Origin of the sequence: Pararobbsia silviterrae (assembly GCF_003628125.1) — a bacterium.
In the GTDB taxonomy this organism is placed as follows: domain Bacteria; phylum Pseudomonadota; class Gammaproteobacteria; order Burkholderiales; family Burkholderiaceae; genus Pararobbsia; species Pararobbsia silviterrae.
In genome coordinates this window covers 454,142-467,704 of record NZ_RBZU01000002.1, presented here as the reverse complement: position 1 = coordinate 467,704, position 13,563 = coordinate 454,142, and the positions used below count along the sequence as shown (strand labels likewise).

Annotated in this window: 13 protein-coding genes; 2 read left to right on the top strand and 11 right to left on the bottom strand. The window is 61.4% G+C overall.

From position 1 onward, the window contains the following. Positions 1 to 24: 24 nt before the first annotated feature. Both D7S86_RS07435 and D7S86_RS07430 read right to left on the bottom strand, forming a co-directional pair. Entirely contained in the window at positions 25 to 756 is a 732-nt protein-coding gene (locus D7S86_RS07435) for an isochorismatase family protein (RefSeq protein WP_276313324.1), read from the bottom strand. Further along, positions 753 to 1,781 (bottom strand): ABC transporter substrate-binding protein, encoded by a 1,029-nt coding sequence (locus D7S86_RS07430; RefSeq protein WP_121085042.1) that lies wholly within the window; start codon positions 1,779 to 1,781, stop codon positions 753 to 755. Before D7S86_RS07430 ends, D7S86_RS07435 begins: the two co-directional genes overlap by 4 nt. 125 nt (positions 1,782 to 1,906) lie before the next feature. Between D7S86_RS07430 and D7S86_RS07425 the strand changes: the two genes are divergently transcribed. Continuing rightward, a complete protein-coding gene (locus D7S86_RS07425) occupies positions 1,907 to 2,824 on the top strand; it encodes a LysR family transcriptional regulator (protein ID WP_121085040.1) in 918 nt (305 codons plus the stop codon). Between the two features lie 57 nt (positions 2,825 to 2,881). Here D7S86_RS07425 and D7S86_RS07420 read toward each other — a convergent pair whose 3' ends face one another. The 7 genes from D7S86_RS07420 to D7S86_RS07390 form a co-directional block, all read right to left on the bottom strand. Next, a complete protein-coding gene (locus D7S86_RS07420; RefSeq protein WP_121085038.1) occupies positions 2,882 to 3,289 on the bottom strand; it encodes a tautomerase family protein in 408 nt (135 codons plus the stop codon). A gap of 96 nt (positions 3,290 to 3,385) precedes the next feature. After that, positions 3,386 to 3,796 (bottom strand): tautomerase family protein, encoded by a 411-nt coding sequence (locus tag D7S86_RS07415; RefSeq protein ID WP_121085036.1) that lies wholly within the window; start codon positions 3,794 to 3,796, stop codon positions 3,386 to 3,388. Between the two features lie 138 nt (positions 3,797 to 3,934). After that, positions 3,935 to 4,729, bottom strand: coding sequence for an SDR family NAD(P)-dependent oxidoreductase (locus D7S86_RS07410; RefSeq protein ID WP_121085035.1), 795 nt, complete (start codon positions 4,727 to 4,729; stop codon positions 3,935 to 3,937). Positions 4,730 to 4,803: 74 nt separating this feature from the next. Beyond that, positions 4,804 to 5,817 (bottom strand): NAD(P)H-quinone oxidoreductase, encoded by a 1,014-nt coding sequence (locus D7S86_RS07405; protein ID WP_240648027.1) that lies wholly within the window; start codon positions 5,815 to 5,817, stop codon positions 4,804 to 4,806. 26 nt (positions 5,818 to 5,843) lie between these two features. Beyond that, positions 5,844 to 6,833 carry an ABC transporter permease gene (locus D7S86_RS07400; RefSeq protein WP_121085033.1) on the bottom strand — a complete coding sequence of 330 codons (990 nt, stop codon included), beginning with the start codon at positions 6,831 to 6,833 and terminating at the stop codon, positions 5,844 to 5,846. Positions 6,834 to 6,844: 11 nt separating this feature from the next. Then, positions 6,845 to 8,335 carry a sugar ABC transporter ATP-binding protein gene (locus D7S86_RS07395; protein ID WP_121085271.1) on the bottom strand — a complete coding sequence of 497 codons (1,491 nt, stop codon included), beginning with the start codon at positions 8,333 to 8,335 and terminating at the stop codon, positions 6,845 to 6,847. An 88-nt stretch (positions 8,336 to 8,423) separates the two neighbouring features. Beyond that, on the bottom strand, positions 8,424 to 9,677 hold the full coding sequence (locus D7S86_RS07390) for a sugar ABC transporter substrate-binding protein (protein WP_121085031.1): 1,254 nt from the start codon (positions 9,675 to 9,677) through the stop codon (positions 8,424 to 8,426). 489 nt (positions 9,678 to 10,166) lie between these two features. Here D7S86_RS07390 and D7S86_RS07385 point away from each other — a divergent pair, with 489 nt between their 5' ends. After that, entirely contained in the window at positions 10,167 to 10,886 is a 720-nt protein-coding gene (locus D7S86_RS07385) for a dienelactone hydrolase family protein (protein ID WP_121085270.1), read from the top strand. A gap of 150 nt (positions 10,887 to 11,036) precedes the next feature. Here the strand turns inward: D7S86_RS07385 and gabD are convergent, their stop codons facing one another. Beyond that, positions 11,037 to 12,518, bottom strand: a complete 1,482-nt coding sequence (gabD, locus tag D7S86_RS07380; RefSeq protein ID WP_121085029.1) for an NADP-dependent succinate-semialdehyde dehydrogenase — start codon at positions 12,516 to 12,518, stop codon at positions 11,037 to 11,039. Between the two features lie 58 nt (positions 12,519 to 12,576). Then, positions 12,577 to 13,563 carry a transketolase family protein gene (locus tag D7S86_RS07375; protein WP_121085027.1) on the bottom strand — a complete coding sequence of 329 codons (987 nt, stop codon included), beginning with the start codon at positions 13,561 to 13,563 and terminating at the stop codon, positions 12,577 to 12,579.

Here is a 13,563-nt window from a genome sequence, read left to right as displayed (position 1 = left end):
AAGTGGTTCGGGATACGCATTGCGCTACGGTAACTCGGATGCAAGGCCGGGTGCAAAGGCCTGAGCCAAAGCGCCGGTATCCGATACCCAGCCAAAAAACGCCTCGATGTTGAACAGGGCGCCGACGTGCGCCTCCGGCGGACCGGCTTGATAGGTCGCATCGGACAGCACGACGGAAAAATATTCGAGGGCAAAGCCGTCACGCAGCGTCGATTCGACACAGACGTTCGTCGCGATGCCGCAAAACACCAGGTTATGAATGCCGCGCGAACGCAAGCAGCTATTGAGCGGCGTATTGTAGAAACCGCTGTATCGCGGCTTGGGCATCACGATGTCGCCGTCCTGCGGTTTGAGTTCCTCGATAAGCTCATAATCCCACCCGCCCTTGGCAAGCAAGGTGCCTTGCAAGGCGGGTTGTCGCCGCATCGTTTTCAGCGCGTTCGACTTGTACCGGTTGGGAGATTTCGGGCCGCCGGCCTCCGTGTATTGCGCATCCCATCCGTTCTGAAAAAAGATGATCTGCATGCCCGCGTGCCGTGCGATGCGCACGGCGCGCTCGACACCGACGATCGCCTTGCGCGCGCCGGTCAGATCGAAGCCCGCCTTGTCGAGATAGCCGCCGCGCGACGCATAGGCGTTCTGCATATCGATCACGATCAACGCCGTCTCCTTCGCATCGAGACGAATCGGCTCGGGGCGTGCCTGCAGTACCGGCCCCTGATCCGACGCCGGCACGATATCGACGTCGTGCATCATGCTTTGGCGCCTTGGGCGCGCGTCAGCGACTTCGCCGCGAAGCGCGGATCGACCATCTGCTCGTAGGGCAAGGTCTGCTTGACCGAGCCCCCCGCGAGTTCGAGCTGCATCGCATGATCCCAGTCGTCGCGAGAAATCACGGGATTCGCCGGAATCGCGAGATTGGCGCCGACGAAATGCGGGGTGGCCGCCGCGACGACGGCGGGCGGCACCTTCGGGAAATACACTTGCGCGACGCGCGTGAACACGCCCGGATCCGCGTGCATCATGCTTTGCGCATCGGCGATCGCATCGCAGAACGCCTGCACTTCATCCGGGTGATCCTGAATGAAGGCTTCGGTCGTAAAGGCCGTCGTGAATGCGAGCGGCCCGAACATATCGGCAAACGAAAGCACCGGAACCAGACCGAACTGAGTCGCCCCGATGCTCGCGTCCCATTCGAATACCGCGGCGACATCGGCTCGACCGTCCTTCACGGCCGCGGCTTGCGCGCCCGGGGGCAGCTCGAGGAATTTGACGCCGGCTTCCTTGGGATCGAATTTTCCGAATTGCTTCATCGCGAACTCGGGGACCTGAATCGTCGACGACGGATACATCAGCGTCGCGATCGTCTTGCCCTTGAGATCGTCGATGGATTTGATCGGCGAGCCCGGCTTCGCGATAAGCCACATCGATACACCGCCGACGATCTTTGCGATGTTCTTGAGCTTGCCGCCCGCTTGAACGGCGTTGACCGACATGCCCGGACTCGTCACCGCGATCTGTGCGCGCCCCGATAACAGCACCGGCACCGGCAGCGACACGCTGCCCGCGGACACGATCTCCGCATCCAGGCCGCGCTGATCGAAAAGCTTCTGGTCTTGCGCCACATACAGCGAGGCGTACATACCGAGGCGAATCGCCTCGGAAATCACAATGCTCGACCGCGTGGCGGCGAAAGCGCTGCTGCCAAGCACATTGCCCAGCCCGGTCATGCCGAGCCCCAACAACAACGACTGTTTGAGTACGTCACGTCTGCTCGTCATCGGATTCCTCTCCGCACCGTTCGGATCACCTGGATGTGCTGCTTTGGAAACGATGCTAGCCAGACAATTTTTTATTAGATATACATCGATCAGTGATAAATTTTTCGGCAAAACTGATAAATGAAATGAGCCCTCCGCCCGTCAACGTGTCGCTCAGACAGCTCAAGGTCATCATTTCGATCGCGCGGCTCGGAAGCTTCGGGCGCGCGGCAAAGGAGCTCGGCCTGTCTCAATCGGCGCTCAGCCAGGCGGTGCAGCAGTTCGAAAGTCTGGTCGGCGTGAAGCTGCTCGATCGGTCCACGCGGAACGTGCGATTGAGCAAAATTGGCGAGGAATGTCTGCCCGGCATACAGCGCGCGGTCGACAATCTCGAACGGGAATTGAGCCATCTGCAGGATCTGCGGCACCACAAGCGCGGACATGTGTCCGTCGCCTGCTTGCCGTCGATCGCATTACGTTTTATGCCGAGAATGCTGCGGGGTTTTCGCGAGCTCTATCCGAACACCGACGTCACGCTCAAGGAACTGTCGCTCGAACGTATCCGGCACGCGATCATGACCGGGCAGGCCGACATTGCGATCGCCAATATTTCCGCCGACGACCCGGATCTCAATGCGAGCCTGCTGACCGTCGATCGCTTCGCGCTCGTGATGCGGCGCGAACACCCGCTCGCGGCTTCGTCGACCGTCACGTGGCGAGAGGCCGCGAAGACCGCTCTGATTGCCATGAGCTCCGATACCGGCGTACGCGCCGAGATGAGTCATCGCCTGCCCGACTATCGCGTCGAGATCATGGCGCCGTACGAAGCCGAGCATCCCGCCACGATCCTCGCGCTCGTCGAGGCGGATCTGGGCGCCGCGCCGCTGCCGGGTCTCGCATGGCCGGCGCCCGATCATCCGCATCTCACGTACCGGCCGCTGATCGAACCCGTCGTCGAACGCAAGCTCTATCTGATCAAGCGACCCGAACGAGAATTGTCGCCGGCCGCGCACGCGTTGTTTACGCATATCCAGGCTTACCGGTATGACGGGATGGATCCGTAAGCGGGCGTTCACGCGTTCCTTCGATCGCGACCGATCGCCTGGATCCGCGCGTGGACGTCAAACGGCCGCGCTCGGTCCGCGATGTATTTTCCACTCGCGCGTGAGTCCGCCGAATCCGTAGCCTGTCGCATCACAGTCGATCACGTTGATGTTCGAATGCGGATGAAGATTGCCGATCAGCGACGCCAGCAGATCGAACGCCTTGCGGTGGTATTCCGCCTTTTGCTCACGCGTGTTCGTGTGCTGCGTGATCGTGAGTTCGAGCTGAAACGCGTTCTTCCCGTGCGCCGCAAGCGAGCGGTTGTCGATAAACCACTGCGCGTGTGGAATATATTCGATGAACACTGCCATTTTCGACGGCAATTTGGCAAGCACGTCGCACGTCAACCGGGTCAACTCGGTCGCAAGTTTTTCAGTCAATTCCGGTTGTTCACGGCCAGAGACCGTCAAGCGAATTCCAGGCATCGCAGACTCCTGTCAAGGTGAATCAGTGTCTCGCGCCGACCGATACGAAACGGTCCGTCGCGAGGTTCGGGCATCCATTCGATCCATCGTGCCGCCTCAGGCCGGCACCGCACCGTCGCCGTGATGAATCCGCCATTCGAGCGTGACGCCGCCGAATCCATATCCGACCGCATCGCACTCGACGACATGAATATTCGAATGCGGATGGACGTCGCCGATCAGCGTCGAGAGCAATTCGAACGCCTTGCGGTGATACTCGGCTTTCTCCTCGCGGATATTCGTGTGCTGCGTGATCGTCAAGACCAGTTGAAACGCGTTCTTGCCATGCGCGACGAGCGACCGATTGTCGATGAACCACTGCGCATGCGGCACATACTCGACGATGACGGCCATCTTGGCGGGCCGCTTGCTCAGCACCTCGCACGTCAATTGCGTCAGTTCGGTCGCCAGCCTTTCGGTCAGCTCGGGTCGCTCGCTTCCCGAGACCGTCAATCGAATTCCGGGCATCAGATCCTCCTCGATCAAGATCGCGCATGATGAGCGCGGGGTGTCGTGCGGTATCGCGGGATACGGCGGGATATCGCGCGTGATCGGCAGGCTCGGCGCCGTATCGTTGCCCCCGCGACATGGGCTCGCGTTACGCGATTACGTCGCCGATTTCCCGCCGTCGACAGAGATCAATGCGCCCGTGATGAAGCCCGACGCCGGCGAGGCGAGAAGCAGCGCGAGGCCCTTGAGATCGTCCGGCTCGCCGATGCGTCCAAGCGGCACATTGACGACCGTGCGCGCGCGAATGCCTTGATCGTTTTTCAGCCGGCCGCCGCTGATATTCGTCGTGATGGGTCCGGGCGCGATGCCGTTGACCAACACATTGAACGGCGCAAATTCAAGCGCCGCCTGTCGCACGAGGCCCGTGACCGCAGTCTTGCTCGCCACATACGAATACGACATGTCCGGAGAGGAACGGAGCCCCGCATACGATCCCGTCACGATGATGCGGCCGTGCTTCTGCCGCTTCATCGTCGCGCTGACCGCGCGCATGCTTTGGAACACGGTCCGCATATTCATGGCCATGACCCTGTCGAAGTGATCGACATCGGAATCCTCGAGCGCGCCGCCTGGGCGCACGAAACCCAAGCCGCCGCCGATGCCCGCGTTGATAAACACCGTATCGAGCGTGCCATGCGCCGCGACGATCGACGCGACGGCGGCATCCAGCGCAGCCGAGTCCGTGACATCCAGCGGCAAAGGCTCGACCTCGAAACCCTCCGAGCGCAGCCGTGCCGATTCCCGCGTCAGCGCGTCGTGATCGATGTCCGACATGATCACGCGCGCCCCTGCTTCGGCCAGAATCTCGCAATACCCCAATCCGATGCCGCTGGCACCGCCCGTGACCAGAACAACCTGGTCCTTGATGTCGAACAATTCCGCGAGTTTCATTGAGTGTTCCCTCAAGCCGATCGGCTTGTATTTAGATCCATTCGAACATGGCCTTGAAAGCCGGAGCCCACCGCTCAATGCACTTTGAGCGCGATTTTTCCGATATGAACACCGGACTCCATCAGCCGGTGCGCGGCCGGCGCCTCGTCGAGCGACAGCACTTCGTGAATGACCGGCAGCGCTTTGCCTGCCGTGAGCACCGGCCAGACCTGCTGTTCGAGCGCCGCCGCGATGTCAGCTTTTTGCTGCACGGTACGCGCGCGCAACGTGGACCCGGTCACCGTCAGGCGCTTGAGCATGATGGGCGTCATGTCGATATTCACGGTGCTCCCCTCGAGGAACGCGATCTGGACCAAGCGTCCTTCGAGCGCGAGCGCGCGGAGATTTCTCGCGACGTATTCGCCCCCGACCATATCGAGAATCAGGTTGACGCCCGCGCCGCCCGTGAGTTCTTGCACCACGGCCACGAAGTCTTCGTCGCGATGCCGAATCGCGCGCTCCGCACCGGCCGCCAGACAGGCTTGCGCTTTCGCATCGTTACCGACGGTAGTCAGCACACGCGCGCCGCGCGCATGCGCAAGCTGTATCGCGGTCAGCCCGATGCCGCTCGAACCGCCGTGCACGAGCAACGTCTCGCCTTGCGCCAAGCGCCCTCGTTCGAACACATTGGTCCAGACAGTGAAATAGGTTTCGGGCAACAGGGCTGCCTGCAACAAGCTCAGGCCGCCAGGCACCGGCAAGCAATGCGACGCATGCGTCACGCAATAGTCGGCATAGCCGCCGCCCGGTACGAGCGCGCAGACTTCGTCGCCGACCCGCCAGCGCGTGACGCCGCCGCCAACCGCTGCGATCCTTCCGGACACCTCGAGGCCCAGCCAAGGCGACGCGCCCGGCGGAGGCGGATAGGATCCGCTTCGCTGCAGCACGTCCGGCCGATTGACCCCGGCGTACGCGACTTCGATAAGCACTTCGCCTTCGCCGGGCGACGGGCGCGCCCGCTGCGCAATGCGCATGCAATCGGGAGCCCCACCCACGCCGTGATCGATATAACGCATCGTCTGCACACCCAGATTCAAATCCTTCTCCATGAACGTCATTGCGCGTGAAAGATGATTTACGCGGTCCGTTGTCCGAGTCGCTGCAACATGACCGCGAAAATGATGATCAAACCTTTGATGATTTGTTGCGGGTAGTTCGGCACGCTCAGCAGGTTCATGACGTTGCCGATCAAGCCGAGCACGAGCACGCCGACGACCATATTGAGCACCGTGCCTTTTCCGCCCGAAAGCAGCGCGCCGCCGATCACGCATGCGGCGATCGCGTCGAGTTCGAGTCCGACGCCGGTGACGGGAACGCCCGTCCCCGTGCGCGACGTATAGATCACGCCGGCCAGACTGCCGAGCGCGCCCGAAATGACATAGACGATGAACTTGTACCGCTTCTCGGAGATGCCGGCGAGACGCACGGCCGTCTCGTTGCTGCCGGTCGCGATGACCATGCGCCCGAACACGGTGTGATGCATGACGAAGTAAAAGATCGCCACCATTACGATCGCCAGCAGCACGGGCCAAGGCACGTGAATGCCTGTCACGCCGCCGCTGCCGAACGTGTTGAGGATGTCCGATGCGGCCGTGCCATCGGGCATCTCGACAGGCTGGCCGTTCGACATCATGTACGTGATGCCGCGGATCACCGTCATCATCGCGAGCGTCACGATAAACGGCGCGAGACCGAACGCGGTGACCAACAGGCCATTGACGACGCCGAATGCGGCCCCGAGCGCGATGGCGCACATCAACGCGCCGATCAACCCAATCGCGCCCTGGCTCGGCATGAACGCCAAGCTCATCGGAAGCAGCAGACCGGCCGCGGCGGCGATCGATCCGACCGCGAGATCGATTCCGCCCGTGTTCATGACGATCAACATGCCGATGCTCGCAAGCAACAGCGGTGCCAATTGCCGTAACAGATTGAAGAGATTGCCCTCGCTCAAGAAGGCATCCGACATCGCACTCGATGCCGCGAACAGAATGACGAGCATGATGACCGCGTTGTAACGGACCAAGCTCTTGATAAGCGGCGAATAGCGCTTTGCGAGCGGCATTGTGGACTCCATCATTTGACCCCCATCGACAAGGCGATCAAGGCATGCTCGTTGATGTCGGCACCGCGCAATTCACCTGCGATTTCTCCCATTCGCATGACCAGCACCCGATCACACAAACCGATGATCTCCGGCATATCCGAAGACACGACGATCACGGCCACCCCTTGTTCCGCCAGCTGATTGATGATTTGATAAATCTCGATCTTGGCCCCGACATCGACGCCGCGTGTCGGTTCATCGAGAATCAGCACACGGCATCCCGACGAGACCCATTTCATCAGCGCGACCTTTTGCTGATTGCCTCCCGAGAGGCTCGACACGGGGTCTTCCATGCTTTGCGTCTTGACGCGCAAGGCACCGATCAGCCGCTGCGTCTCGCGTGCCTCGGCGCGTCGCGCGAGCAGCCATCCTCCACGCGCGAATCGATTGCGAGGCGTCATCATCGCGTTCGCGCGGATCGAAAGATTGAGCAGCACCCCCTGCTGCTTGCGGTCTTCCGGCAACATGCCGATACCCGACATCGCGCCTTGCCTCGGTGAGCGGTGCGCGATCGGCTTACCGTCCAGCAGAATGTCGCCGCCATCGCGTCGATCGGCGCCGAATACGGCGCGAACCGTCTCCGTACGGCCCGCACCGACCAGACCGCTGAACCCGAGCACCTCGCCCGCATGCACATCGAAGGTGACGTTGCGCACGCGCGCCTTCGCATCGAGATTGCGGACTTCGAGCACGCGTTGCCCGATCGTCGCGTGACGCGGCGGAAACAAGTCACCCAGCTCGCGCCCGACCATCAGGCGCACGAGCGCCGTTTCATTCGTGTCGGAGATCCTGACGGTCGCGACATCCCGTCCATCCTTGAGCACCGTCGCCACGTCGCAGATCGAGAAGATCTCCTCGAGACGATGCGAGATATAGATGATGCATACGCCATCGCGCCGCAGTTTCGCGATCAGCTCGAATAATCGCTTTGTTTCTCGATCGGTCAACACCGCCGTCGGTTCGTCGAACACCAGCACGCGCGAAGATCGCGAAAGCGCCTTGCTGATTTCGACGACTTGCTGCTCCGCGACCGAGAGATCGGATACGGGCCGCGTGACATCGAGCTCGCCGAAGCCAAGCGCGTCGAGCTGCTGCTTCGCACGCGCTCGCAGACGCCGCCAAGGGATGATCGACGCGCCCTGCGCAAGATCGTCCAGATAGATGTTCTCGGCGACCGACAAATGCTTCGCGAGAGAAAACTCCTGGTAGATCACGGAAATGCCGTACCCGCGAGCGGCATGAGGCGAATCGATCGCCAGCGTTTCGCCGCCCAGCTCGATGTCGCCTTCATCGGGTCGATACGCGCCCGAAAGGATTTTCATGAGCGTCGATTTTCCGGCGCCATTCTCTCCCATCAAGGCGTGAACCTGTCCCCCCTGCGCGGCGAGGTTGACCGTGCGAAGCGCCTGCAAGCCGCCGAAGCGCTTGCTGATGCCCCGCATCGCCAAATGATTGTTCATCGTGTCGTCCATGTCCGTCGTGTGCGTGCCGACGCATGCCGTCGGGCGATGCGAGAGGCCGTGTCGGCCTCCCTGCCTCACGCGCGCTTCAGCCCTTGCTGAGTTCGCTCTTGATCTGCGGAATCGACTTCACCGGCGGGATCGTGTACTTGTAGAAGGTGTCGCTCTTGTCCGGGTCGATCAACTGATCCACGTTCTCCTTGGTGATGACACCCGCGGGAAAATAGGAGCCCATCGGCAGATTGCTCGCGTCGAGCCCGCCATAGAAGATGTTATGGATGAACTCGACTGCGGCCGCACCGCACTCATCGCCCGAGAACATGCCCGTCGTCAGCAAGTTGCCCGCCTTGACTTGCTCGAGCGCGATCCGCAAGCCGTCGGCCGGCGCCGCGATCTGGATCGCATCGTGTTTCCCGGCATTCTTGACCGCGCGCATCGCGCCAAGCGCCAGCGAGTCGTTGTCCGCGAGGATGTAGTTCATCTCCGCGGCATGCGCCGAAAGCAGATCTTCGGCGGCGGCAAGCCCCGCTTCCTGAGTCAACCGGCCAATGCCGATGCCGACGATTTTGAATTTCAGTTGCGCGTCGTCGAACTTGCCGGACTTCTTGAGCTGTTCGAACAGATTGAAGCCGCGCAACATCGCATCGCTTTTCTTGGCATTCGGATCAGCATCCTTCATGCGTTCGTAGACGATGCCCGACACCATGCCATTGACGCGGCTTTCCGACGTCGAATTGCTAAGACTCGAAATAATCACCGCGGCCGTGATCTGGCGATCCTTCCCTGCGTGCTTGGCGACGTACTGTCCGACCCCGAATCCGCTCTCGTAAGGATTGGGCGTGATGGTCGTGAGAATCCGCGCACTGGGATCCGGCACGGACCCCACGGTGACGACGGGAATACCCGCATCGACGGCGCGATTGATGCACTTCGCGACGCCCGCGACGTCGGTCGGGTCGACCACGATCACATCCATCTTCCGCGTGACGAAACTATCGATCTGCGAGCATTGACGTTGAAGATCGAAATCGGCGACCTCGATATCGGTATCGAACCCGTATTCGGCGGAGGTCTGACGCACTTTGTTCGCAAGGCCGACCCACCACGGATTGCCAAGCGAAATCTCGGCCCAACCGATCTTCAGATGCGCGGGATCGCCGGGCTTCTTGGGCCACGCTTTCTTGATGTCCGTGCGGTCCGGCATATCCGGGTCGATGACGCCCGACAAGGCCGTGTTCGGCAACATCGAATAGATCTCGTCCTTGGCATGGACGGAAAGCGACGCGATCGCCATAAGGCCGAACACGATAGGCGCGCGAAGATGACGCAAGCTCAATTTCATGCATGTCTCCTGTATTCGAAGGGTGTCGTCCGTGCTGCCTTAGCGGCGCCTTCGGGTTGCGCTTGGCTTACCTTTGGGTCGCCTTTGGGCCGCGGCAGATCGACATTCGTCGTCTTATGATTTCGGATATATGATACATTTTATATCCTATACGATGAGATGACGGTCGTTGCGCAATGCCTGCGAATCCAATCTCTTTTTCTTATCGCCCCTTGCCGCACACGCGTGCGGCCGACACCATCCTCAACCGGCGATCCGGCGTCGCGAGCCTTGCCAGAAGGTGTTTCAGATCGCAGACGATTCCGATTCAGCATGTCGATACCCTATGCATTACAAAAGATGACCGAGCAGTCGTGAATGTTTTGGACACTTAAAAGACGCGCCGCAGCGCGGCATCGTCCAAACCTTATTTCGGTCATCGATCCCATAGAACATCGCGCGAGCGCCGCGCTGACGCGCAATATTTTTTCTAACCACGTGGAGCGTTTCGTGAATTCACCATCGAAGTGGATCGACATTCAAACCGACGAGGGCACGTTCAGCGCCTACCTTGCGCTGCCTCGTTCCGGCGAGCGATCCGGTCCGGGGATCGTGCTGATTCAAGAGATCTTCGGCGTCAACGATCACATTCGTGAAGTTGCCGAACACTACGCATCGGACGGCTATACGGTTTTGGCGCCCGATTTGTTTTGGCGCAGCGAACCGCGCGTCAGCCTCGGCTATTCCGATGCGGATCGCACGCGTGCGTTCGCCTTGATGAAGGCGTGCGACATCGCGCGCGCCGCCGGCGATGTCGGATTGACTGCACACGCGTTGCGCTCGCGGATCGCGCCGGGGGAATCCGTTGCCGCGGTCGGCTATTGTCTGGGGGGGCGGCTTGCGTATCAGGCTGCCGCGGCGGGCGCGGTCGATAAAGCCGTTGCGTACTACGGGGGCGGCATCGATTCGATATTGGATCAAGCCGAGCACATTCGCGTGCCCCTGCTCTTTCACTTCGGCGCGCGTGACGCACACATTCCGCAGACGGCGGTCGAAGCGATCCGGCAGACCTTTACCGGTCGCCCGGACGTCGCGGTCCATGTTTACGAGAATGCCGAACACGGCTTTAACTGCCCGATGCGACCTGCGTTCCATCGGCATAGCGCGGCGCTCGCGCGAGGACGCACGCTGACCTTCCTCGAAACGCCTCAGCCTGCCCAGGCTGCTTAGGCTGCATAACGACACCGGGTCGCGCATCGACGGCGCGACCCGGTCGCCCGATCCGGGCGGGAAGCCCGGAGCATCCGCGCTCAGCGATCGATCATCGACGCAAGGTCGTGCTCGATCAAGGCATGGAGCAAGGCCTACACACGATGCGGTTCAAACGATCCCGCCCATGCACAGATATTTGAGCTCCAGATAGTCTTCGATGCCGTACTTCGATCCCTCGCGGCCGAGCCCGCTTTCCTTGACCCCGCCGAACGGAGCGACCTCGGTCGAAATGAGTCCCTCGTTGATTCCGACGATGCCATAGTCGAGCGCTTCGGCGACGCGCCAGACACGACCGATATCGCGGCCATAGAAATACGACGCGAGGCCGAACTCCGTGTCGTTCGCCAGGCGGATCGCTTCGTCTTCGGTGTGGAAGCGAAACACAGGAGCAACGGGTCCGAAGGTCTCCTCGCCGAAGATCTTCATATCGCGGCGCGCTTCCGTGATGACGGTCGGCTCGTAGAAGTTCTCGCCCGCGTCGTGCCGCGTCCCGCCCGTGACCACACGTGCGCCCTTCGCGAGCGCGTCTTCCACATGCTCTTCCACTTTCGCGACGGCCTTCGCATCGATCAGCGGACCGATCTGCACGGTGTCGTCCAGTCCATTGCCGACCGTCAGCGCGCGCACCTTCGAAGTCAGCTTCTCGACGAAAGCGTCATATACCCCGTCCTGCACGAGAAAGCGATTCGCGCAGACACAGGTCTGCCCCGCGTTGCGGTATTTCGATGCGATCGCGCCCTGCACCGCCGCATCGAGATCGGCGTCGTCGAACACGATGAACGGCGCATTGCCGCCGAGCTCCATCGACGCCTTTTTCACGGTCGCCGCGCATTGCGCGAGCAAGCGCTTACCGATCTCCGTCGAACCGGTAAACGACACCTTCTTGACGATCGGATTGCCCGTGAGCTCGGCGCCGATGGCTTCGGCCGATCCGGTCACACACGAAATCACACCCGCCGGGATCCCGGCGCGCTCGGCAAGCACGCAGAGCGCCAACGCCGAAAACGGCGTTTGACTCGCGGGCTTGATCACCATCGTGCATCCGGCGGCGAGTGCGGGTCCGAGCTTGCGCGTCAGCATCGCTGCGGGGAAATTCCAGGGCGTAATCGCCGCGCAAACCCCGATGGGCTGTTTGATCACGACAATGCGCTTATCCGCCGCATGGCCCGGAATCGTATCGCCGTAGACGCGCTTGGCCTCCTCAGCGAACCATTCGATAAACGATGCCGCATACGCGATCTCCGCACGGCTTTCGGCTAAAGGCTTGCCCTGTTCGACGGTCATGATGAGGGCGAGATCCTCGCGACACGCGAGCATCAGGTCATGCCACCGGCGTAACAGCGCCGCACGTTCCTTTGCCGTCTTCGCGCGCCAGGCGCCAAGCGCCTTCGATGCGGCTTCGATCGCGCGCCGGGTCTCGGTCGCGCCCATTCTCGGCACCGTCCCAAGATGCGCGCCCGTGGCCGGATTCGTGACGACGATCGATGTCCCGTCGTCCGCATGCGTCCACTGCCCGCCTATCAAGCATTCATGCCTCAGAAGATCTGAATCACGAAGCGATACTTCCTGCCAACCATCTGCATTCGACATCAAGCATCCTCGCAAGCGAGCCTGCCGCGCGCCGGCGCCAGGCCCTGTAAAAGAGCGATCAGTTCACTTTCGCCAGCGCGCGGCGCGTGACTTCCTCGATGCCGGGTCCGTCGAGCTGATAATGGGCATAGAGATGCGTCGGCGGCGCGATAAGGCTGTATTCGTCATAGATCCCGTGACGCACGACGCGAACGCCTAGACCTTCATCCGCGACGACTTCCGCGACGGCCGCGCCCAGCCCGCCGATCACGTTGTGCTCCTCGACCGTGATCAGGATCTTCGAGCGGCGCGCGGCCGCGATGATGGCCTCGCGATCGAGCGGCTTGATCGTCGGCATATCGATGACGCCGATCGACTTGCCTTCGAGCCCCAGTCTTTCCGCGGCCTGCAAGGCGCCATGCACGGGCCAGCCGCAACCGATGATCGTCGCGTCCGTGCCGCGGCGATGCTCGATCGCCTTACCGATCACGAACGTGACATCGTCTTCATAGACCTTGGGATCACGTCCGCGGCCGATACGGAAATAGATCGGGTCGGGCCAGTTCACCGACGCCCGGATCGCGGCAGCCAGTTGCGCACCGTCGGCCGGCGAGATGACCGTCAGATTCGCCAGCGCGCGCATCGTCGAGATATCTTCGGTCGCATGATGCGACGTCCCATAGAATCCGAGCGAAATGCCCGTGTGATGGCCGATGAGGCGCACAGGCAACTTGCAATACGCGACGTCCATGCGGATTTGTTCGCAGCACAGCAGCCCGAGAAACGACGCAAACGTCGCGACGAAAGGAATCACGCCGGTCGTCGCCATGCCTGCCGCGGCCGACACCATGTTTTGTTCGGATATGCCGAATTGCACGTACTTGTCCGGATACGCGCGGGCGAACTTGTTGAGCCCGTTCGAATACTGGAGGTCCGCCGATCCCGCGACGATCGGATAGCCTTCTTCGACGAGGCCGATCAGCGCATCCGATAGGTAGTCAAGGCCGGGATTGATCGCGTTGAGCGCGCGGTATTGCCACGATTCCGGGTTTTGCGGTTTGGACAT

Coding starts and splice junctions, on each gene's coding strand:
- D7S86_RS07435 (WP_276313324.1), bottom strand. CDS start 756: ATGATGCACGACGTCGATATCGTGCCGGCGTCGGATCAGGGGCCGGTA.
- D7S86_RS07430 (WP_121085042.1), bottom strand. CDS start 1,781: ATGACGAGCAGACGTGACGTACTCAAACAGTCGTTGTTGTTGGGGCTC.
- D7S86_RS07425 (WP_121085040.1), top strand. CDS start 1,907: ATGAGCCCTCCGCCCGTCAACGTGTCGCTCAGACAGCTCAAGGTCATC.
- D7S86_RS07420 (WP_121085038.1), bottom strand. CDS start 3,289: ATGCCTGGAATTCGCTTGACGGTCTCTGGCCGTGAACAACCGGAATTG.
- D7S86_RS07415 (WP_121085036.1), bottom strand. CDS start 3,796: ATGCCCGGAATTCGATTGACGGTCTCGGGAAGCGAGCGACCCGAGCTG.
- D7S86_RS07410 (WP_121085035.1), bottom strand. CDS start 4,729: ATGAAACTCGCGGAATTGTTCGACATCAAGGACCAGGTTGTTCTGGTC.
- D7S86_RS07405 (WP_240648027.1), bottom strand. CDS start 5,817: ATGGAGAAGGATTTGAATCTGGGTGTGCAGACGATGCGTTATATCGAT.
- D7S86_RS07400 (WP_121085033.1), bottom strand. CDS start 6,833: ATGCCGCTCGCAAAGCGCTATTCGCCGCTTATCAAGAGCTTGGTCCGT.
- D7S86_RS07395 (WP_121085271.1), bottom strand. CDS start 8,335: ATGAACAATCATTTGGCGATGCGGGGCATCAGCAAGCGCTTCGGCGGC.
- D7S86_RS07390 (WP_121085031.1), bottom strand. CDS start 9,677: ATGAAATTGAGCTTGCGTCATCTTCGCGCGCCTATCGTGTTCGGCCTT.
- gabD (WP_121085029.1), bottom strand. CDS start 12,518: ATGTCGAATGCAGATGGTTGGCAGGAAGTATCGCTTCGTGATTCAGAT.
- D7S86_RS07375 (WP_121085027.1), bottom strand. CDS start 13,563: ATGTCCAAACCGCAAAACCCGGAATCGTGGCAATACCGCGCGCTCAAC.